This is a genomic window from Streptomyces sp. NPDC054796 (genome assembly GCF_053611545.1).
The window spans coordinates 45,922-66,451 of record NZ_JBSHAO010000024.1 but is presented as its reverse complement, the minus strand read 5'-3'; the positions used below and the strand labels follow the sequence as shown (position 1 = coordinate 66,451).

Sequence of the window (20,530 nt, the reverse complement as noted above, 5' to 3'; positions counted from 1 at the left end):
CAGGCCCCGTACACAAGCCCTCTTCCGGGAGGGCGCAGGAGAACACCCATGTCCGACTGGCTGGTTCTGACCCTCGCGGTGCTCGCCGCGTGCGCGTTCGTCGTCGTCATCGTGCTGCTGCGGCAGCGGCGCGTGGGCGAGGACGACGACCCGTCCGAGACGCCCGACGTCATCGAGTACATGACCATGATGATCGGCGTGGTGTACGCGATCGTGCTCGGTCTCGCCATCGCCGGAGTCTGGGAGGCCCGCAACATCGCCGACGACTCGGTGAAGGCCGAGGCCCAGGCGCTGTACGAGGTGCACCAGCGCGCCGAGGTCCTCCCGCAGGCCGACCGTGAGCGCGTCCGCGACGACGTGGACGCCTATGTGCGCTACACGGTCGACAAGGAGTGGCCGTACATGGCGAAGCACGGCAAGGTCACGGAGCACGGCGCGAAGCTGATGGACCGCATCCGGCACGACGTGGTCTCCTTCGAGCCCAGTACCGTCCAGCAGGAGCAGTCCTACCCGTCACTGGTCGACCAGGTCGCCGAGGCCGACGCGGCCCGTACGGACCGCGCGTCGAGCGCGGAGCCGACGATGCCCGGCGTGGTGTGGGTGGGGCTCATCGTGGGGGCCGCGGTGGCGGTCGGGATGCTCTTCACGCTCCAGATCCAGCGCTCGGGGCGGGAATTGCTGCTCGCGGTCCTCTTCACCTCGCTCATCGCCTTCCTCGTCTTCCTCGTGTGGCACTTCGACTCGCCCTTCGCGCGGGGCCTCACGGACGCGACGGAGTCCTTCACGTCGCTCTTCCCGCATGTGAGCTGAGCACCGTGTGACCCGCCCGCCGTACTGCGTGGAGGGGGCGTGTGACAGGTGCGCCGTTGGCCGCATCCCGCTGGGTCTCACACCGCCGCGGGCTTTCACCACGTTCACGCCTCCCCCGACTGCCCGGGGTGGCATCCCCCGCGGCGGAGCAGTGTCATGAACTGACGCCCATACGTGGTCACACGCGTGGAGTCGTGGCCTGGCCCCCGCCCGCAGTCGGTGCGGTATCGGGGTGCCAGCTCCTGCCAAGAGGGAGGGCGGCACAGTGGCCGACAATGAGATCGCGTCACCTTCGCGCCCGCCCCTCCCCGGAACACGCGAGCAACCCGGGCAACAGGGCGAAGTGGCCGTAGTGGGCTCGGGTGCGGCGGGGCTCGCCGCCGCTTTCCGGCTCCGGCAGGCGGGATACCGGGTGCGGCTGTTCGAACAGGGCGACCGGCTCGGCGGCCGGATGCGGACTCTTCACCGCGACGGCTTCCTCATCGAGGAGGGAGCCACCCAGCTCGCCCGGGGCTACGGCAGCTTCATGGGTATCGCGCGCGACGCCGGGCTCGGCGGTGAATTCGTCCCGGCCTCGTCACTTCTCGGAATGCTCGATCGCTTCGGCACGACCCATAACTTCGCGGTCGAGCACCTTCCGCGTGATGTGACGCGGACCGGTCTGATCTCCCCGAGGAACAAACTGGCGCTTGCCAGAATCGCGTATGACCTCATGCGATACCGGAAACAGCGGGATGTCGAGGATCTCTCCAGACTAGCCGGGATCGATCATCTCTCCGCTGAGCAGTACGGCCGACAGCGCGTGGGCGACGAGGTGTTCGACCACTTCATCGATCCCGTCGTCCGTGGTTTCGTCGGCACCGCGCCCTCCGAGATCTCAGCCGCCTGCATGCTGTACGCCTTCGGGCTGTTCATGCGACCTCAGCCCTTTTTGGCCCTCCGCCAGGGCATGTCCTCCTATGCGGACCTCCTCTGCCGCCGCTTCGAGGTCACCCTGGGGGCGCGGGTGACCTGTGTGGAACGACACCGCGACGAGGTCAAGGTGGTCTGGCGCGACGTGGAGACGTCAGAGCACACCGCGTCCTACCAGGGCGCTGTGATCGCTACCTTGCCCGAGCAGGCGGCCCGGATCCACAAAGGACTCGGCTCCTGGCGGAAGGAGTTTCTGGCCGCCAAGGTCGGCAACGCCACCATCACCGCACTCCATGTGGCCATGGACCGGGTTCCCGGCACCACCGCCTCAATGGTGTACGCGACCGAGCACTCACATCACAGCGCGGTGCTCGCCGCCAGTCTGGAGCACAACAAGGTTCCTCACCGCATCCCGGCCGGCAAGGCGCTCGTCACCCTCTACGCCTCTTCGGCCTGGAGCCGACAGCTCATCGATCAGGACGACGGTCTGATCACACGGAAGCTGATCGAGGCGGGCAGCGCGTTGGTCCCGGCCGTGGGAGACCACACGCTGTTCACCCACGTCACCCGGTGGCCCTATTCCTGGATGCAGAGCTACCCCGGCTACTGGACGGCCATGCGGGAGTTCCAAGCCCGCAGCCGACGAGAGGACTCCCTCGTCCGACTGGCCGGGGACTACTTCTGCACCTCCAGCGTCAATGCCGCCTCGGCCTCCGGTGAACGCGCCGCCCGCAACCTCATCGCCGCCATGCGAGGAGACAGAAGTACGTAGAAAGAGCCGCCCGGCGGCACACGCCTTCCGCATCGGGCCGCTCTGCTCTCACCACCTCCTGCCGCATATGGCGAACGCAGAAATACACCGGGCCTCCAGAAAAGGGACAACCGTGCCACAAGACGTCGCGTTGCACATTCCCTTCCTCAGCCGCATCAGCCCGGACTTCGACCGTGCTCGGGACTGCCATCTCGACTGGCCTCGCGCCGTGGGGCTGTTCCCCACCCCCGCCGCTGAACAACGCCATTCCCAAGGCCACTACAGCGAACTGGCCGCACGCTTCCACCCGTCAGCGACCGGCGCCGATCTCGACCTGGCCGTCGACCAGCAGAGCTGGTACTTCCTCTTCGACGACCACTTCGACGGCCCTCGCGGCCGGGACCCCGGCTACGTCACAACGGTCACCACGGCTCTCACCGCGGTGCTCGACGCGTCCACGTGCGGGCCGCCTTCCTCCGACGGCCCACCAACCATCCGCGCCTTCGCCGATCTGTGGGCACGCAGTCGTGACGGGATGTCAGCATCCTGGCGGCACCGCGCCGCGCGGCACTGGCGCGCCTATCTGCGCAGCCACATCACCGAGGCCGTCAATCGGTGTCAGGGCAAAGTCCCCTCGTTCGCCGACCAGCTAGAGCTGCGCATGGACAGCATCGGAGTCGCACCGGTCCTCGACCTAGCCGAAAGGGTCGGCCACTTCGAGATTCCCGAACGCGCCTACCACAGCGCTTTGCTGACCACGATGCGCCGGGTAGCCCATGAGGTGGTCATTTTCGACAACGAAATCGTCTCGGTCGAGAAAGAGGAAACCAACGGGGACTGCAATCTCGTTCTGCAACTCCAACGGGAGAACCACTGCTCCAGGAGCCACGCGATCGGGACGATCAGCGCGATGGTCCGGCAACGCTCCGAGCTGTTCCTCACTCTGGAAAAGCAGCTTCCCGAGCTGTTTCTTCAGCTCGCCCTCGATGAGTACCAGCAAGCGGCCCTCCAGCGATACCGGGCCGATGCTCTGCGGTCCATGATGCGAGGCGCCCATGACTGGGGCCGGCGATCCGAGCGGTACGCCACAAGGCCGGCGGCACCTGTGCCGGGTCCGCTGAATCCGCCGGACAACCGCTCCGATCGGCTGAAGCCACCACCTGATTTCCAAGGAGCCGCAACACATACCTGACCGGGAAGATCCACGGACAGCGAAGGCGGAAACACCATGCGGAAAGCTTCGAGCTACGCGAAAGACCCCGGCCGGCCCATCCTGCTGCCCTTCCCCGACGGCTGGTTCCCCGTCGCCTTCAGCACCGAACTGAAGAAGGGGTCGGTTCTGCGCAAGAGGCTGGCCGGGGAGGACGTCGTCCTCTATAGGACCCGCAGCGGTCTGCTGCGTGCCGTGCGGCCGTACTGCCCCCATCTCGGGGCCCATCTCGGAGTAGGCGGCACCGTAGAGAACGAGAACCTCGTTTGCCCGTTCCACCGCTTCGCATACGACCCCTCGGGGACATGCGTGGCCACCGGATACGGGACACCGCCGCCCAGGACAAGTCTGCGACTGCGGCAATCACACGAGTGCGACGGCGTCATCTGGGTGTGGCGGCATGCCGAGAACGCCTCTCCCGACTGGGTGATCCCCGAAGGCACGAGCACCGGCTACTCGCCCCCGCACCTGCGCACCCATGAATACGACAGCTATCCGCAGGAGTTTGTCGAGAATCTCCACGATCTCGGCCACTTCGCTCCTCTTCACGGGTACCTGAGCCACAGGATGACGGTGCCCACAGAATTCTCCGACCACCACTACCACCTCGCCATGGAGGTTCGACGCTCCTTCCCCGGCTTGGGGCCCGCCACGATGCACTGGGACGTCGACGGCTACGGACTGGGCTTCATCACCGCCCGGATCGCCATTCCTCGCTGGCACCTCCGGATGCTCGGCGAGATGCTCCTCCTGCCGCTGGAACCCGGAAAACTCCGCGTGGTCTCCGTAACCCGGCTCAAGCACCCCGATCTGCGGTGGATCCCCTCATCACACCTGCGGACAGTCCTTCAGGCCGGAATCGAGCAGGCATTCCTCCAGCTCATGCGGCCCGTGTCCACATGGACCAGCCGGGAACTCAACCAGGACAAGTCGATCTGGCAGACCAAGACCTATCTGGAACGCCCCCGCCTGGCCAAGGGCGACGGCCCGATCACTGCCTACCGACGATGGGCCGCACAGTTCTACAGCCACCCCGTCACGGCGCCGAAGCCCGCTGCGGATCCAGGCACTCTTCAAGCGCGTTGACGGGGCGACGGGGGACGAACCACCGCGCGCCCCTGCGGGCCGGAGCCGGGCCTCCGGGCAGGGTCACGGTCAGCCCTTGACCCGCTCGCGGATCCAGATACCGGCCTCCTTGAGGACTCCGGTTCCCGTCCACTGGTCGCCGTCGCAGGTGCCCGGCTTGAAGACGGCGCCCGAGCGCTCGTCGTCCGAGAAGTTCCAGTTGGTCCAGGAGATGCCCTTCTCCGCCATCAGGTCGAGGTACTTCTGCGCCGAGGCGAAGTCATTGGCCCCCTCCCCCGCGTAGTTCTGGGTGCCGAACTCGGTGACGAACACCGGCAGCCGGTCCGCCGCCCTGGAGAGCGCGCCGAGGTACTCCGCGCCGTGCGAGGCGGCGTAGAAGTGGAAGGTGTACATGATGTTGTCGGCGTCGACGGGGTTGTTCACGACTTCCTGCTCGTCGGAGCCCTCGGAGACCCCCAGCGAGGACCAGGCGCGGGTGCCGACGAGGACCACGCCGTCCGGGTCCTGGGCGCGGACCACCGGGATGACCTCCTCGGCGTAGGACTTGATGTCGGCCCACTCGACGCCGTTGGGCTCGTTGGCGATCTCGTAGAAGACATTGGGCTGGTTCGCGTACTTCGCGGCCATGTCCGTGAAGAAGCGCTTGGCCAGGGCGGTGTTCTGGTTCGGGTCGCCCGGGGTGAGCTGGTGCCAGTCGATGACCGCGTACATGCCCCGGGCGATGGCCTGGTCCACGATGCGCTGGGCGAGACGGGTGAAACCCTCGGGGTCGGTCTCGTAGCCGCCCTCCTGGACGTACGTGGACACGCGCAGGACGTCGGCGCCCCAGTCCTGGGACAGCGCGTCGAGGGACCCGTCGGTGGCGCACTGCGCGTACCACTGGGTGCCGTGGGTGCTCATGCCCTTGAGCTGCACCGCCTGGTTCCGCTCGTTGCACAGTCGCTCGCCGCAGACGGAGAGCTGCCCGTTCTCGGCGACGGCCGAGCCCGCGGGCGCGGCGATCCTGGCGGCGGCCCTGTCGGCGTCGGCGGTACGAGCGGTCCGGGCGGTGTCCTCGCCCGCGTCGGCGCTGGACCACGGCGGGAGCGCGAGGAGTAACGCGGCGAGCGCCGCGGCGCACAGGACGGTCCAGATGGTGCGGCGTCTGCTGAGGTGCTGGTGCACGGATGCCTCCTGCGGAAGGTGGGGGGCGAGGCTCGTGAGGGGGACATGTCATCCCCGGGCAATGCGGGAGTGGCGTGAAAGTTAGGGACCCCGCCTATCGGCGTCAAGGGGTTAGGAAAGTTTCCTTACCCTCGACGGCTCCTCCCCCTCCCCCGGCGCGGCCCGTGCGTCAAGTGAGATGCTGACGGCCCGAGAGACGAGATCACGAAGGAGTCCGGGTGTCCCTGCTCTTCCCCGCGCTGCACGCGGCGTCCTCGCGCCCCGCGCTGCGCTTCGGCGACCGCGAGCTCAGCTACCACCAACTCGCCGCCGCAGCGGGCGACGTCGCCGCACGCGTCGAGTCCGCCGGACGCGTGGCGGTGTGGGCCACCCCCGGCCTGGAGACGAGCGTCGGCGTGGTGGGCGCGCTACTCGCCGGAGTGCCCGCGGTCCCGGTCAACCCGAAGAGCGGTGAGCGCGAACTCGCCCACATCGTCACCGACAGCGCACCGAACCTGGTGCTGGCCGAGCCGGGCGCCGAGCTGCCCGACGCGCTGGCCGCGCTCCCCCGCGCCGACGTCGATCTCACCGGCGAGCCCACCGACTCGGTGTGGTCGCTGCCGCCGGAGCCGGGGCCCGAGTCCGCCGCGCTCATCGTCTACACCTCAGGCACCACGGGCCCGCCCAAGGGCGTCGTCCTCTCCCGCCGCGCCATCGCCAGCAGCCTGGACGCGCTGGAGGACGCCTGGCGGTGGACGGAGGACGACACGCTGGTGCACGCGCTGCCGCTCTTCCACGTCCACGGCCTGATCCTCGGCGTCCTGGGCCCGCTGCGGCGCGGCGGCGCCCTGCGCCACCTGGGCCGCTTCACCACGGAAGGCGTCGCGCGGGAGCTGTCCTCGGGCGGCACGATGCTGTTCGGGGTGCCGACGATGTACCACCGGATCGCGGAGGCCCTGGCGTCGGACCCCGCGCTGGTGTCGGCGCTGTCGGGCGCGCGGCTGCTGGTCTCCGGCTCAGCCGCGCTGCCGCTGCCCGACCACGAGCGGATCACCGAGGCCACGGGGCGGCACGTCATCGAGCGGTACGGGATGACCGAGACGCTGATGAACACCAGCGTGCGCGCCGACGGCACACCGCGCCCCGGCACGGTCGGGGTGCCGCTCAAGGACGTGGACGTGCGTCTCGTCGACGACGCGGGCGAGCGCGTCACGGCCCAGGACGGCGAGACGGTCGGCGAACTCCAGGTGCGCGGGCCCAACCTCTTCACCGAGTACCTCAACCGGCCCGACGCCACAGCCGAGGCGTTCGACGGCGGCTGGTTCCGTACGGGCGACATGGCCACGCGGGACGCGGACGGCTACGTACGGATCGTCGGCCGCAAGGCGACCGACCTCATCAAGAGCGGCGGCTACAAGATCGGTGCGGGCGAGATCGAGAACGTGCTGCTCGCCCACCCCGGCGTCGCCGAGGCGGCCGTGGCGGCGGAGCCCGATCCGGACCTGGGCGAGCGGGTCGCCGCCTGGATCGTCCCCGCCGACCCGGCGAACCCGCCCGACACGGAGGAGCTGGCCGCGCTGGTGGCCCGTCAGCTCGCCCCGCACAAGAGGCCGCGCACCGTGCGGTTCCTCGACGCGCTGCCCCGCAACGACATGGGCAAGGTCATGAAGCGCGAGCTGCCCGACCTGCCCGTCCAGGGCGGCTCCAGCCAGGCGCCCTGAGCGCGGGGCAGGACGGGGCGGGACGGGGCTGCCGGGCGACGCCGGGGCGGGCCACAACGCGGTGTCCGCGACCTCCGTGAGGAAGTCGCGGACACCGTTCCTGCGTTCCGTTCGCCGGGGATCTCGCACGGTCGGCGGGCTCACGCTCACCCCGACGGCCGTGCCCTCGTCATCCGGGACCCGGGCCGCCTGGCCCCGGGCCGTGGAAGACACCCGGACCAGGGCCGGGACCACCCGGGCCGCCGGGACCACCGGGGCCGGGACCGTGGAAGACACCCGGACCAGGGCCGGGACCGCCAGGGCCAGGACCGTGGAAGACGGGGCCGGGGCCACCGGGACCGCCAGGACCGGGGCCCATGAAGTGACCGGGCGGGCCGACCGGCTCGGGGACCTTCTCGGGAGCCGGTCCGTCGCCGTTGCCCAGGGTCTGGCGGGAGAACTGCGTGCGGTACAGCTCCGCGTACAGCCCGTCCAGTTCGAGGAGTTCCTCGTGGGTTCCGCGTTCCTTGATCTGCCCCTTGTCGACGACCAGGATCTGGTCGGCGTCCCGGATCGTGGAGAGCCGGTGGGCGATCACCAGGGAGGTCCGGCCCGTGAGCGCGGTCTTGAGAGCCCGCTGAAGGGCCGCCTCGGACTCCGAGTCGAGATGCGCGGTCGCCTCGTCCAGTACGACGACCGGCGGGGCCTTCAGCAGGAGCCGCGCCATGGCGATGCGCTGCTTCTCACCACCGGAGAGCCGGTAGCCGCGGTCGCCGACCATGGTGTCCAGACCGTCGGGCAGCGAATCGACCAGGTCCCAGATCTGCGCGGCCTTGCACGCCTCCTTCATGTCCTGCTCGGTGGCGTCCGGGCGGGCGTAGGCGAGATTCTCGCGGATGGTGGTGTGAAAGAGGTGGGCGTCCTGGGTGACCATGCCGACCGTCTCGTTCAGCGACGCCAGGGTGAGGTCCCGCAGGTCCTTGCCGCCGATGCGCACCGTGCCCTCGTCCGGGTCGTAGAGCCTCGGCACCAGGTGGGTGATGGTCGTCTTGCCCGCGCCCGACGGGCCGACCAGCGCCGTGAGCTTCCCCGCCGGAACGGTGAAGCTCAGGTCCTGGAGGGTCCAGGCGTTGTCGTCGTCGCGCTCCGGCATGGGCGCGGCGATCGATTCCAGGGAGGCCAGCGAGATGTCGGCCGCCTTCGGATAGCGGAAGGACACCCCGTCGAACTCGACCTCCGGTGCCGAGCCGTTGCCCGAGGCCGCGAACGGCAGGGCCACCGCGTCCGGCTTCTCGGCGATCAGCGGCTTGAGGTCGAGCACCTCGAAGAGCCGGTCGAAGCTGACGAGCGCGGTCATCACGTCGGCCTGCGCGTTGGAGAGCTGGCCGACGGGTGCCATCAGCCGGGTGAGCAGCGTGGCGAGCGCCACCAGGGTGCCCACCTGGAAGGCGCCGTTGATGGCGAAGGCGCCGCCCACGCCGTAAACGGCTGCCGTGGCCAGTGAGCCGACGAGCATCGTCGAAAGGAAAAGCATCTTCATGGAGACGGAGTGCCGGACGCCGATGTCGCGTCCGCGGGCCGCCAGTTTCGAGAACTGGCCCGTCTCGGTGTCGGGGCGGCCGTAGAGCTTGGCCAGCAGTGCCCCGGTCACGTTGAACCGCTCATGCATCATCGAGCCCATTTCGGCATTGATCTGCATGTGCTGCCGAACGAGCTGCTGCATTCGCCGTCCGATCAGCCTGCCGGGCAGGATGAAGAACGGCATCAGCGCCAGGGAGAGCAGGGTGATCGACCATGACAGGTAAAGCATCGTGCCCAGGATGAACAGCAGGGTCAGCCCCGCGGAAACCACCGTCGACAACAACTGCGTCACGGCCTGCTGGGCGCCGATCACATCGGTGTTCAGCCTGCTGACCAGTGCGCCGGTCTGCGCGCGGGTGAAGAACGCCAGCGGCTGACGCTGCACATGATTGAAGACCTGCGTACGCAGACTGTAGATGAGCCCTTCGCTGACCTTGGCCGAGTACCACGCCTCCCCGAATCCGATGACGGCGGCGAAGAGAGCCAGCACACCGACGGCCACCGCGATCCACACGACGATGGAGAGGTCCTGGGCAAGGACTCCGCTGTCGATGAGGTACTTGAGCAGAAGAGGCGGAGCAACCGCGCAGCCGGCGTTCAGCGTGGTGATGACCAGGAGAAGGCCGATGCTGCGTCGGTGCGGCCTGGTGTACGGAAGTATCCGCTTGGCAGTACCGGGTTTGACCTTCTGTTTTGTTATCGAGGAGTCCGGCCCGTCCCCTCTTATTATCATCGGCCCTGGGCCACCCATCATGGCCACAGATACCACCTCTGTTTCGTCGTCACCGTCGGGGAGGGGCTCGCCTAGCTGGCGGTCTCTAGCTTGTTCATCTCATCGATGAGGCTCTGCGGACGCATATCCGTCCACTTCTCCTCGATGTACTCCAGGCACGCCTTGCGGGTGTCCTCACCGAAAACGATCTTCCATCCGGCCGGCGTATCGGCGAAGACGGGCCAGAGGGAATGCTGGTTTTCATCGTTCACCAGCACCACGAAAGTCCCGTTTTCATCGTCGAACGGATTTGCCATGACCACTCCCATCATTCCTGTTTTGCGGGATAAGACGTGAAACACGATAACCGAGCGCCTGAACGGCTACAAGGTCAGCAATACGGGACAGCCGCCTGAACACCCGGTCAGAATCGGGCAGTTGACTTTCCCGCCGTGACGGACGGCTCAAGTTCTCCGCATACCGAAGAAATAGGTGATCGCGGCATTCACGGATTCGGGCTTCTCAAGATATCCGTAGTGACCGCATCCGGAAATCTCTGTGTACGTGCCGTCCTGGACGCTCTCTGCGACCTCCCGCGCCAGGTGCGGGCGCACGATCAGATCGTCGCCGAACCCGATGACGAGACAGGGGCAGGAGATCCTGCGGTACGCGGCGAGGCGGTTCCCGAACACCTGAAGCCCCAGCTGGCCCCGGATGGAGCTGAGATCGACCGCCGACATCTCGAAGATGTCGAGCCAGTCCTGAAGCTTCGTCTCGTCGTTGAGCGTCTCCGGGGACAGGTTCTGGAGCGCCTGGATGTAGGCCGCGTAGCGCGGCGGGACCTTGGCCCCGCTGTCGCACAGCTCGATCTCGGCGGCGGACATGGCCGTGATCAGTCCGTCGGCCCGCCCGCAGGTCGCCATCAGCACGGCCTCCCGCACCAGTTCCGGCCTGGCCACCAGCAGCTCCTGCACGATGACCGAGCCCAGCGAGAAGCCCACCACCCGGCAGGGCCCCACTCCGAGGTACTCGATGAGACCGGCGACGTCCGCCGCCATGTCGTCCAGGGTGAAGCCCTCCGGGCACAGGTCGCTCGGCGGGATGCCCCGGTTGTCGAGCGTGATCGCCCGGTATCCCGCCGCCTTCAGCGCGGGCACCTGGTGCGTGCGCCACATCCTTCCCGGTGCCCCGGTGCCGGTGACCATCACCACCGGCTCCCCCGAGCCGTAGTCGTCGTAGCCGAGGCTGATTCCGTTGATCCGCGCCACCGGCATCGGATCGTCCCCCTTCTGCTGCGTGTGCCGTACCCGCGTACGTGTGCTCAGCGGCCGGTCCAGACCGGTTCGCGCTTCTCCGCGAAGGCGCGCGGCCCCTCGACCGCGTCGTCGCTGCGCCTGCGGCGCTCCTCCCAGGTGTAGGTGGCGGTGAACGCCTCCTCGAGCGGCATGTCGACGGACTTGAGCGCGGCCTCCCTGATCGCCCGCACCGACAGCGGCGCGCTGCGGACCAGGTCCGCCACCCACCCGTCGACGCACTCGTCGAGTTCCCCGGCCGGTACGACCTCGTTGACCAGCCCGTACCGCAGTGCCGTCGCGGCATCCATCCGACGGCCCGTCAGCAGATAGCCCATGGCGGCCCGTTGGGGCATCTGGCGGGCGAGCCGGAAGGCGCCGCCCGCGCCCGGGATCAGTCCGAGCCTGGCCTCGGGCAGGCCGAAGACGGCCTGCTCCGAGGCGATGATCAGATCGCAGGCCAGGGCGAGTTCGAAGCCGCCGCCCAGTGCGTAGCCGTGGACGCGCGCGACCACGGGCTTGGAGAGGGTGAACCGGTCGGTGAGCCGTGGCCAGCCGGGCTGGCCGCGGCTGCCGAAGGTCGTCAGGGGCGCGCCCTCCCGGTCGAGGCGGGCGCGCTCCTTCAGGTCCTGTCCGACGGAGAAGGCGCGCTCGCCCGCTCCCGTCAGCACCGCGACCCTGACCGTGTCATCGGCCTCCACGTCGTCCCAGACGCCCGCGAGTTCCTCGTGCGTGCGCAGGTCCATCGCGTTGAGCACCTCGGGACGGTCGAGCGTCACATGCGCGACGTGGTCCTTCTTCTCGTAACGCACCCGGTCGTGGCGCACCCGGTCCTCACGCGTCCGGGCGGCGGCTTCGCTCATGCGGAACGCCCCGCGAACCGGCCGACCTTGGCGATGACGTCCTCCCCGTACAGGCGCAGTGCCTGCTGGAGGGCGAACTCCGACATGTAGCGCCGGAACTCCTCCGGTGGTTCCTCGGCGAGGTTGAGCATCCTGCGGTTGGCGACGACCGCGGGGCTGCGCAGCCGCTCGACGCTCCTGGTGACGGCGGCGTCCATCTCGTCCGGCTCCACCACCTCGTCGATCACCTGGCGCGCGTCCGGCTCGTTCGCCCAGAGCCTGCGGCCCTGGAGGATGACCTGCCGGGAGACGCGCGGCCCCGTGTGCCGGCCGAGCCGGAAGTTCCCCGCACCCGGCACGATGCCCTCGCGGGCCGCCGGCAGGGTGAGGTAGGAGTCCGAGGCGGCCAGCACATGGTCGAAGACGAAGAGCAGCTGCATGCCGCCACCGATGGCGAAGGTGTCGACCGCGGCGATCCAGGGCTTCTCGACCGTACGTGCCTGCCACGCGCCCTCGTGCTCGGTGAGCACTCCCCTGACCAGCTTGTGGATGTACCCCAGCTCGCGGCGTAGCAGGAAGTCCACCAGTGAGATGTCGCCCGCGTGCAGGCTCTTGAGGTTGATGCCCGCGCTGAAGACCCGCTTCCCGCGGTAGCGGGGGTGGGTCATCTCGCCGCCGCGCAGCACTCCCACCTCGATGTCCGGGTCGAGCAGCGCGAGGTCGACGACGGTCTCCATGTCGTCGACCTGCTGGCAGTCCTCGGCGTTGAGGCAGTCGTCGCGGCACATCGTCAGATACGCCGCGCCGTCCCAGCGCTCCAGCCGGACCGACGGCGTCTCCACGACGCCGGTCCTGCGGAACTCGGGCAGCAGCTCCAGTGCGCGCCGCGTCGGCCGCAGCATGGAGTCGAGCAGGTGCGGGCCCGCCACCGGGGAGCCGAGGACCGCCTTGAGGAAGATCCCCTGGTCGATCTCGTACCCCTCCTTGTCGGCCTGGCGGCGGCTCCGGTCGGAGGCCAGCCGCTCGGCCGACGGCACCAGGGAGGGGAACTCGGCCGCCGCGGCCTCGACCAGTTCCTCGACGCGCAGGCTGCGGGTGCGTCCCTCGGTGAGGCGGTCGTAGACCGCCTCGACGTGCTCGGCGAGGAAGCGGACCCGCTGGGTGCGGGCCGCGTCCTTCGCCTCGGTGATCTCGGCGCGCTGTTCCGGCGAGCGTGCGCCGGGCGCGGGCAGTGCGGCGACCAGGCCGTCGACGCGCGCCGCGGCCTCGTACAGACTCGGCCAGACACCCTCGACGGGTGTCTGAGGAGGCTGAACGGTGGTCATGACACCTCCTGGCCGACGCGCAGCGCGCGGTCGCAGGCGGCCAGGTGCGGGCCGAGGGCGTCCTCGAAGCTCGTCGTCGTGGCGTCGAACAGGAGCTGCCTGCGAATGGCCAGCTCCTTGCCCGAGAGACCGCTGACCAGCCCGGCCGCCGCGGCGACCGCCTTCGCCGGGTCGTCGACGAGTTCGTCGACGATGCCGAGCCCCTGCGCCTCGGGCGCCTCGATCGGCAGCCCGAAGAGCACGGCCCTGCGGGTGCGCGCCGCACCGGCGAGCTGGACGAGCCGGAACCCGGCCATCCCCGGCCAGGTGGCCGAGCCGTCGCTCTGGACGAGCAGCCGCGTGCCGAGGGCAGCCACGCGGATGTCGGCGGCCAGGAAGGCGTCGAGCGCCGCGCCGCCGCAGTCCCCGTGCGCCACCGCGAGGGTGGCCATGGGCAGCCGCTCCAGCCTGCGCAGGGCGCGTTCCCACTTGCTGACCAGCATGACGTCGAGCCCGCTGGTCCACGTGCCGTCCGGCGCTCCGGTGACGTGCACGGTGACGACGCCGGAGCCGCCCTGGTCCTCCGCGCTGTCGCAGAGCTGCGCGAGTGCCTTGACCGATGCCGCCGACAGCGGCTCGGTCCCGTCTATCTCCAGCGTGAGCGTGTGCTCCATTGCACCCTCCGGGTTCACCATCGGACCAGCGACGTTTCGAGCGTGGAACCCGGACCCATGGTCATGAGCACTCCGTAGTCACCGGGCTGGGCGACTCCCTCGTCGAGGAGCCGCTCGTAGGAGAAGAGGAACGAACCGCTGGACACGTTGCCGTAGTCCCGCAGTACGCCCGTGGTGTGCCGTACGTCGTGCCGTGTCAGCCCGAGGTTGACGACGACGGCGTCGATCACCTTCTTGCCGCCGGAGTGGACCAGCCAGTGGCTGATGTCGCTGCGGCGCAGTCCGGTGCCGGCGAGCAGCCGGTCGACGACGATCTCGGCGTGCGCTCCGACCACGTACGGGATCAGCGGGTCCAGGAAGAAGCTGAACCTTCCCTGGTCACGGTCCCAGTCGTAGCGCATCGCGTCGGCCGCTTCGGGGATGATGCAGCTCGCGAACTTGAGGATGCTGGGGCCCTCGGACGCCCCCGCCGGGGTGTCCGGGATCTCCGTGAGCTTCGCCGCGGCGCCCGCCGCCCGGTCGGTGAGCGGTTCACCTGCGGTGCCGGGCCCGCCCGCCGTCAGGGACTCGGGCACGGCCGACGGGACCGGGACCGGGGCTGTCATGAGCGCGATGGCGCCCGCGCCGTCGCCGAACAGGCTGTTGACGACCGCGGTCCGCATCGTCGAGTCCATCGCGTACGCGGCGGAGCACGCCTCCACGCAGAGCACGACGGCGAGTTCGCCGGGGTTCGCCGCGGACCAGCCCGCCACCACGTTGAGGGCGTTCAGCCCCGCGTTGCAGCCCATGCCCACGATGTCGGAGCGGCTACAGTGCCGGTCGATGCCCAGCTCGCGGATCAGCAGCGCGCTGATGCCGGGGGTCAGGAACCCGGTGGAGGTCACGCAGCACAGGTGGCGCAGGTCCGAGAGTTCCGCGCCCGCCCGCTTGAGGCAGGCGAACAGCGCCTCGGCGCCCATCTCCAGGGCCATGCGCTTGTGCTTGTCGAGAAGGTCGCCCTGCGGTTCCGAGAGGCGCTCACCGTTGTCGTCCACGTCGGGAAGGGTGAGGTGGCGGCGTTCGATGGCGCTGTTGAGGAAGACCGAGCGGATGCGCGGGTCGCTGATGTTGAAGGCGTCGAGCACTTCTTCCTGGGTGTAGACCGTCGGGCTGGCCGCCGTGCCCACGCCGATGATCCGGGGACGGCCGAGCGCACTCAGGGTGCGACTCTCGGTCGTCAGGCCTGCTGCTTCGAGAGATTCCGGTTCCAGAAACTCCGGATGTTCCACACTGATGGTCATCGGAAAGTCCACCCCCACATACGTCGTCTGCTGCGCGGTTGTTGTGTGCCACTGGCGCTGGTCACTTCAGCCGCCTTTCTCACGAGAACCTGCTTGGCACGGAAGAAGGAATGTGCGTCACTGCTCGCTCTCCGCCTCGATGAAGCGGGCGAGCCTGGCGACGCCCTCCGCGATTTCCGCGTTCGTCAGATAACTGACGGACAGCCGGATTTCACGGAGGCCGCCGCCGCCGGGATAGAAGTACTGCATCGGTGTCCATATGACACCGAAGTTCTCCGCGGAGCGCGTGAGCGCCGCGTTGTCCGCCGGAAAGGGCACCCGCATTCCCAGGAAGAATCCGCCGGTGGGTTCGTTCCAGCGGACTCCCAGGGCCGCACGGCGCTCGGCCGGAAGGCAAGTGTCCAAGTGCCGGAGCGTGGACTGCATGGCCTCGCCGTAGTGCGCGGCCGGTTTCGCGTTCAGCTCCGAGAGCCGCCCGTTGGCGGCCAGCAGCGCGCCCGCCACCGCCGCCTGGCTCAGCGCCGGGGTGTTGACGGTCACCATGCTCTTGATCTTGGCCAGTTCGTCCGCGAGCAGGGTGGTACGGCCCGTCGGCCCGTCCACGACGGGCTGGTCAGCGACCACGAAGCCCAGGCGGGCGCCGGGAAAGACCGTCTTGGCGAAGGAGCCGATGTGCACGACCCGGCGCGCCCGGTCGAGCGACTTCAGCGTCGGCAGCGGCGCGCCGGGGCTGACCAGCCGGTACGGGCTGTCCTCGATGACGAGGATGTCGTGCCGCGCGGCGCAGTCCAGCAGTTCGGCGCGGGCCCGCAGTCCCATCGTGCTGCCCGACGGGTTGGAGTGGTCGGGGATCACGTAGAAGGCGCGGGGACGGCGTCCTCCTGCCTTCTCCCGCTCGATCGCCGCCTCCAGGACCGCGACCGAGAAGCCGTCCTCGCCCTCCTCCACCGGTGTCACCGGGATGTCGAGGAGGCGGGCGGCCCCTGTGATGCCCATGAAGCAGGGGCTGGAGACGAGGATCGCGTCCTCGGGGCCCGTGACCAGCGCGCGCAGCACCAGCAGCATGGCCTCCTGCGCGCCGACGGTCACCACGAGGGACTCGGCCGGCACGTCGATCTGCTCGTCCACCCTGAGCGAGTCGGCGATGATCTCGCGGACCTGCCCCGCGGTGGGCCCGTACTGGTACATGAGCGTGCGGATCTGCTCAGGCGAGCGGCCCTGCTCTGCCTCGTGGTCGAGGTATCTGCGGAGGTAGGCGAAGATCTGCTCGGTGTCGAAGAACCCGTCGTAGGGGCGCCCTGGGGCGAAGGAGATCGCCTCCGGGTACCGCAGGGTGACCTCGTTGAGGAAGTTCATGGTGTCCAGGACCGGATCGGAGACACTCGCGTGCAGATCGGTCCTGTTCAGCCGCGGCACCGCGTCGTCAGACGTCATCCCTGCCCCGACGGGGCTCTCTCCGCTCATGGAATTCCCCCTGCGGCATTGATTAATGGAAATCAGGAATTATCAGTCACTCGGTGCCAGCGCCAAGAATTACACGGATGAACTCCCCCGTACAACGCTGTCCAACCGGCCGATCCATGCAATTGGACGGGGCCTCATTACCCCCATCTTTTCCTTTCCCCGACGCCAGGTCCAGAGAGGCCGGGCCTCTCCCGTCCCGGTGGGGTCGGGATCCGCGTTGTACCGATCTTGCCGTCACGTCGCACGAGCTGTCCGACGTCGGCTGTCCGGCACTGGATGCCACCGGTGGCGGTAACCATGAGAGCAGACCACGCTTCCTCGGGCATCCCTGTCCAACTGGTCGTTCCCCGCACTTGGACAGACGGCGGCACGAGTGGGAATTCGCGAGCACCACGGCGGTGCCGGACAGGGGGTTGCCGACCGGCGGCGGACACAGCGGTGTCCCCGCTGCCGGGGGGAGCAGCGGGGACACCTTTTCTCTGTGGTGCGGTCCTTAAGTGGTGGCCAGCGCCTCGGTGGGAGGGAGCTTGGCGGCCCGTACCGCGGGATAGAAGCCGGCGAGCCCGCCGATGAAGAGGGTGGCGACGATGCCGCCCGCCATGGCCCACAGCGGGACGACGGCGGCCATGTCCTGATAGGTGGCGTAGCCGATGGTCACGCCGATTCCCAGGAGCACTCCGCCGAAGCCTCCCAGTGCCGACAGGAGCAGAGCCTCCGCGAGGAACTGGGTGCGGATCTGCCCGCGGGTGGCGCCGAGGGAACGGCGCAGGCCGATCTCGGCGCGGCGTTCGAGTACCGAGATCACCATGGTGTTGGCGACACCGACACCGCCGACGAGGAGCGCGACGCCACCGAGGCCGAGGAGGAGACCGCTGAGGGTGTCATCGGTGGCTTGCTTGGCGGCGAGCGCGTCGGAGGGGCGGGACACGTCGGCCTCGCTGGGCGATTCGGGGTTGGCCGCGGCTCCCAGAACCTCCTGGACGTCCTCCACGTGGGCTTCCTCGGCACGGGTGTAGATGGTGCTGGGGTAGCCGTCGAAGTCGAGACGCTCCTCGGCGACGTCCCAGCCGACGAGGGCGGCCGAGTCGAGGTCGGGGATCAGCTCGTTGGGGGCGAGGACTCCGACAACGGTGAACCATTCGTCGCCGAGCCAGACCCGGACGTCGGGCCCCGCCTCGTGGATGCCGAGCTTGCTGGCGGCGACGGACCCGAGAACAACAGCCGGGTACTTGCTGTTGGCGTTGTTCAGCCAGCGGCCGTCGACCACCTCGGCACCGACGGAAGCGGGCAGATCCGTACGCGCGGCGCTGACGGTCAGACCGCTCGACTCCTGCGTCGGAATGTGATCGTTGCGGTAGACCTTGGCACTGGTGCCGCCAATGGCGGAGACCGATTCGACATGGGGAAGGTTGCCGATCATCTGCACCGATTCCTTGGGCAGATGGGCGGCGTCCCCGCCGAAGGAGGTACCGGGCAGGACGGTGAGGAGGTTGGTGCCCAGCGCTGCGAGCCTGCGGTTGAGGTCCTCGGTGGAGGAGGTGGAGATCCCTACCACCGAGATCATGGCGGCGATGCCGATGGCGATGCCCAGGGCCGAGAGGAAGACCCTCATCGGGCGCGACCGCAGACCCGAACCTCCCACCCGCAGCACGTCCGCCGGCCCCATGCGGGCCGATTTGGGGCGGGGCGGCGGAGGCAGCGCCGACTGCTCCCTCTCCGCTATCTCCTTCGTCGCCGTCTGCGGCGCGGTCATCGTAAGGCCTCCTCAGGCACAAGAGCAGTAGACGCCGCGCCCAGGGACGAGTCGTGCTCGATCTTGCCGTCCTTGAGCCGGACCTCGCGGGGCAGTGACGCCGCGATGTCACGGTCGTGGGTGATGACCACCACCGTCGTCCCTGACTCGTGCAACTCGTGCAGCAGCTCCATCACCACGGCGCCCGAGCGGGAGTCGAGCGCTCCGGTCGGCTCGTCGGCGAGGAGCAGCGGGGGATCGCCCGCCACGGCCCGCGCGATGGCCACCCGCTGCTTCTCGCCGCCGGACAACTGGTGCGGCTGGTGGTACATCCGGTGGCCGAGGCCGACCCTGCGCAGCGCCCGCTCGGCCACCCTGCGCCGTTCGCTCCTGGGCCGCCCGCTGTAGAGCAGCCCGTCAGCCACGCTGTCCAGTGCCGGTACGCCGGAGGACAGGTGGAACTGCTGGAAGACGAAGCCGATGGTGCCCGCGCGCAACGCGGACAGCTCACGGTCGCTGAGCGCGTCGATGTCGTGCCCCGCGATCCGCACTCTGCCCGCCGACGGCCTGTCGAGGGTGCCCATGATGTTGAGCATCGTGGACTTCCCCGAGCCCGAAGGCCCGACCACGGCGAGGAGTTCGCCCGGCCGGATGAGCAGGTCGGCCGACCTGAGAGCGGTGACATCTCCGTACGTCTTGGACGCCCCGGCCAGATCGACGACCGGGTGGGACTGGACGGTCACTTGGGAACCCCCACGACCAGTCCCTCGGTGATGCCCTTCCCCGACACCTCGACGAGGCTGTTGGCGAACAGGCCGACCTTGACGGGCCGGTACTCCGACCCCTTCGAGGTCACGACCTCCACGGCGTAACCGCCGCCGCCCTCGGCGACCAGTGCGTTGATCGGCACCGCGAGCACGTTCTCACGTGTCTCGTCCTTCAGCTCCACGTCGACGGAAGCGGCCTGGTAGTTGCCCAGCTTCTTCTGGTCGTCGACCTTCAGCTCGACGGGCAGCGTGGGCGTGTCGGAGTCCTCGGACTCGCCGGAGTCACTGGACTCGCTGTCGCTCTTGGGTGTGGTGGGCGTGCCGACGTCGGTCACCTCGGCCTCTGCCGAGGTGTTGTCGGGGAGCGTGATCGACGCCTTCGTCCCCTTCTTCACCGAGTCCTCGTACTCGACGTCCAGGTCGACGGTGATGACCCGCTCGGTGCCGGTCCAGCTCAGCAGCTCGCCGCTGAGCGCACCGCCGGGCGAAGCCTTGGTGTCCGCCACCCGCCTCGCTCCGTCGGCGATCACCGCGTCACCGGACTTCACCGTCCCGGTCTCCTCGCGGCCCAGGTCGTCCTGCCACTCCTGCACGGCTTCCGCCGTACCGGAGGTGAACTCCTCGTCGACGGTGAAGCCGTCGTAGCCGAGCTTGGAGAGGTTCTTCTCCAGGATCTCGACGTCGTCGCCTTCGACCCCCGACTGCAACGTCCGGTAGAGGGGCGTGGAGCCGTAGAGCAGCGGGACCTTCTGCTGGTCGACGCTGTACACGGCGTCGCCGCGCTTGATGGTGTCGCCCTCGCCGGGCATCCAGGTGACGATCCCGGCGCTTCCGCTGTCGCCTGAGCTGTCTCCCTGGGACGCCTGGCCGCTCTGCGGGGACTGCGCGGACTGTCCGCTGTCGCTCCCGCCGCCGCTCTCCGAGCCGGACGAGGCCGGAGCCTGAACGGTGGAGGTGTCGCCGTAGCCGAGGTTGCCGTCCACGGTCTCCGTGCTGCTGAGCGTGGTCCGCTTCACCTTCGTCGTGGCGGGCGGTCCGGAGGGGGCGGCGCTCGCCGAGTCGGTGCTGTCGCCCCCGAGGGCGCCGGTGGCGGCGAGGCCCGCCGCCGCGGCGACGGCGATCGCCACCACCACGAGCAGCGAGGTACGCAGCGGGCGGCGCCTGCGGCGGGCGGGTGACGACGTCTCCGTGCTGTCGCCGTCGCCGTCACCGCCCGCCGCGACCAGGGCACCGGGGCCTTCGGCCGACGTTCCACTCACCACTTCACCGG

Annotated in this window: 17 protein-coding genes; 5 read left to right on the top strand and 12 right to left on the bottom strand. The window is 69.1% G+C overall.

Annotated features, from left to right (window positions below):
• The first annotated feature begins 48 nt into the window (after positions 1–48).
• From ACWGJ2_RS20825 to ACWGJ2_RS20810, 4 genes are all read left to right on the top strand, one after another.
• A complete protein-coding gene (locus ACWGJ2_RS20825; protein ID WP_453347626.1) occupies positions 49–810 on the top strand; it encodes a bestrophin-like domain in 762 nt (253 codons plus the stop codon).
• Between the two features lie 265 nt (positions 811–1,075).
• A complete protein-coding gene (locus tag ACWGJ2_RS20820) occupies positions 1,076–2,494 on the top strand; it encodes a protoporphyrinogen/coproporphyrinogen oxidase (RefSeq protein ID WP_453347625.1) in 1,419 nt (472 codons plus the stop codon).
• A 112-nt stretch (positions 2,495–2,606) separates the two neighbouring features.
• On the top strand, positions 2,607–3,665 hold the full coding sequence (locus ACWGJ2_RS20815) for a terpene synthase family protein (protein WP_453347624.1): 1,059 nt from the start codon (positions 2,607–2,609) through the stop codon (positions 3,663–3,665).
• Between the two features lie 36 nt (positions 3,666–3,701).
• Positions 3,702–4,769, top strand: a complete 1,068-nt coding sequence (locus ACWGJ2_RS20810; RefSeq protein WP_453347623.1) for a Rieske 2Fe-2S domain-containing protein — start codon at positions 3,702–3,704, stop codon at positions 4,767–4,769.
• 69 nt (positions 4,770–4,838) lie between these two features.
• On the opposite strand, the gene ACWGJ2_RS20805 is transcribed toward ACWGJ2_RS20810, so the two are convergent.
• Positions 4,839–5,933, bottom strand: coding sequence for a glycoside hydrolase family 5 protein (locus tag ACWGJ2_RS20805; RefSeq protein WP_453347622.1), 1,095 nt, complete (start codon positions 5,931–5,933; stop codon positions 4,839–4,841).
• Positions 5,934–6,151: 218 nt separating this feature from the next.
• Between ACWGJ2_RS20805 and ACWGJ2_RS20800 the strand changes: the two genes are divergently transcribed.
• Entirely contained in the window at positions 6,152–7,633 is a 1,482-nt protein-coding gene (locus tag ACWGJ2_RS20800; protein ID WP_453347621.1) for an acyl-CoA synthetase, read from the top strand.
• A gap of 169 nt (positions 7,634–7,802) precedes the next feature.
• Here ACWGJ2_RS20800 and ACWGJ2_RS20795 read toward each other — a convergent pair whose 3' ends face one another.
• The 11 genes from ACWGJ2_RS20795 to ACWGJ2_RS20745 all read right to left on the bottom strand — a co-directional run bounded on the left by ACWGJ2_RS20795 (position 7,803) and on the right by ACWGJ2_RS20745 (position 20,519).
• Positions 7,803–9,926 carry an ABC transporter ATP-binding protein gene (locus tag ACWGJ2_RS20795; RefSeq protein WP_453347620.1) on the bottom strand — a complete coding sequence of 708 codons (2,124 nt, stop codon included), beginning with the start codon at positions 9,924–9,926 and terminating at the stop codon, positions 7,803–7,805.
• Between the two features lie 71 nt (positions 9,927–9,997).
• The gene (locus ACWGJ2_RS20790; RefSeq protein ID WP_453347619.1) at positions 9,998–10,222 is read right to left on the bottom strand and encodes an MbtH family protein; all 225 of its coding nucleotides are present in this window, start codon (positions 10,220–10,222) and stop codon (positions 9,998–10,000) included.
• 147 nt (positions 10,223–10,369) lie between these two features.
• Positions 10,370–11,179 carry an alpha/beta fold hydrolase gene (locus tag ACWGJ2_RS20785; protein ID WP_453347618.1) on the bottom strand — a complete coding sequence of 270 codons (810 nt, stop codon included), beginning with the start codon at positions 11,177–11,179 and terminating at the stop codon, positions 10,370–10,372.
• Between the two features lie 47 nt (positions 11,180–11,226).
• A complete protein-coding gene (dpgD, locus tag ACWGJ2_RS20780) occupies positions 11,227–12,060 on the bottom strand; it encodes an enoyl-CoA-hydratase DpgD (RefSeq protein ID WP_453347617.1) in 834 nt (277 codons plus the stop codon).
• Positions 12,057–13,364, bottom strand: coding sequence for a (3,5-dihydroxyphenyl)acetyl-CoA 1,2-dioxygenase DpgC (dpgC, locus tag ACWGJ2_RS20775; protein WP_453347616.1), 1,308 nt, complete (start codon positions 13,362–13,364; stop codon positions 12,057–12,059). The genes dpgD and dpgC overlap by 4 nt, the downstream gene beginning before the upstream one ends.
• Entirely contained in the window at positions 13,361–14,017 is a 657-nt protein-coding gene (gene dpgB, locus ACWGJ2_RS20770; RefSeq protein WP_453347615.1) for an enoyl-CoA-hydratase DpgB, read from the bottom strand. Before dpgB ends, dpgC begins: the two co-directional genes overlap by 4 nt.
• 14 nt (positions 14,018–14,031) lie before the next feature.
• On the bottom strand, positions 14,032–15,297 hold the full coding sequence (gene dpgA / locus ACWGJ2_RS20765) for a 3,5-dihydroxyphenylacetyl-CoA synthase DpgA (RefSeq protein WP_453347614.1): 1,266 nt from the start codon (positions 15,295–15,297) through the stop codon (positions 14,032–14,034).
• Between the two features lie 117 nt (positions 15,298–15,414).
• Positions 15,415–16,731 carry an aminotransferase-like domain-containing protein gene (locus ACWGJ2_RS20760; RefSeq protein ID WP_453347680.1) on the bottom strand — a complete coding sequence of 439 codons (1,317 nt, stop codon included), beginning with the start codon at positions 16,729–16,731 and terminating at the stop codon, positions 15,415–15,417.
• 523 nt (positions 16,732–17,254) lie between these two features.
• Complete coding sequence (locus ACWGJ2_RS20755; RefSeq protein ID WP_453347613.1) at positions 17,255–18,514, bottom strand: ABC transporter permease; 1,260 nt, start codon at positions 18,512–18,514, stop codon at positions 17,255–17,257.
• The gene (locus tag ACWGJ2_RS20750) at positions 18,511–19,236 is read right to left on the bottom strand and encodes an ABC transporter ATP-binding protein (RefSeq protein ID WP_453347612.1); all 726 of its coding nucleotides are present in this window, start codon (positions 19,234–19,236) and stop codon (positions 18,511–18,513) included. Before ACWGJ2_RS20750 ends, ACWGJ2_RS20755 begins: the two co-directional genes overlap by 4 nt.
• Positions 19,233–20,519, bottom strand: coding sequence for a peptidoglycan-binding domain-containing protein (locus ACWGJ2_RS20745; protein WP_453347611.1), 1,287 nt, complete (start codon positions 20,517–20,519; stop codon positions 19,233–19,235). The genes ACWGJ2_RS20750 and ACWGJ2_RS20745 overlap by 4 nt, the downstream gene beginning before the upstream one ends.
• Between the last annotated feature and the right edge of the window lie 11 nt (positions 20,520–20,530).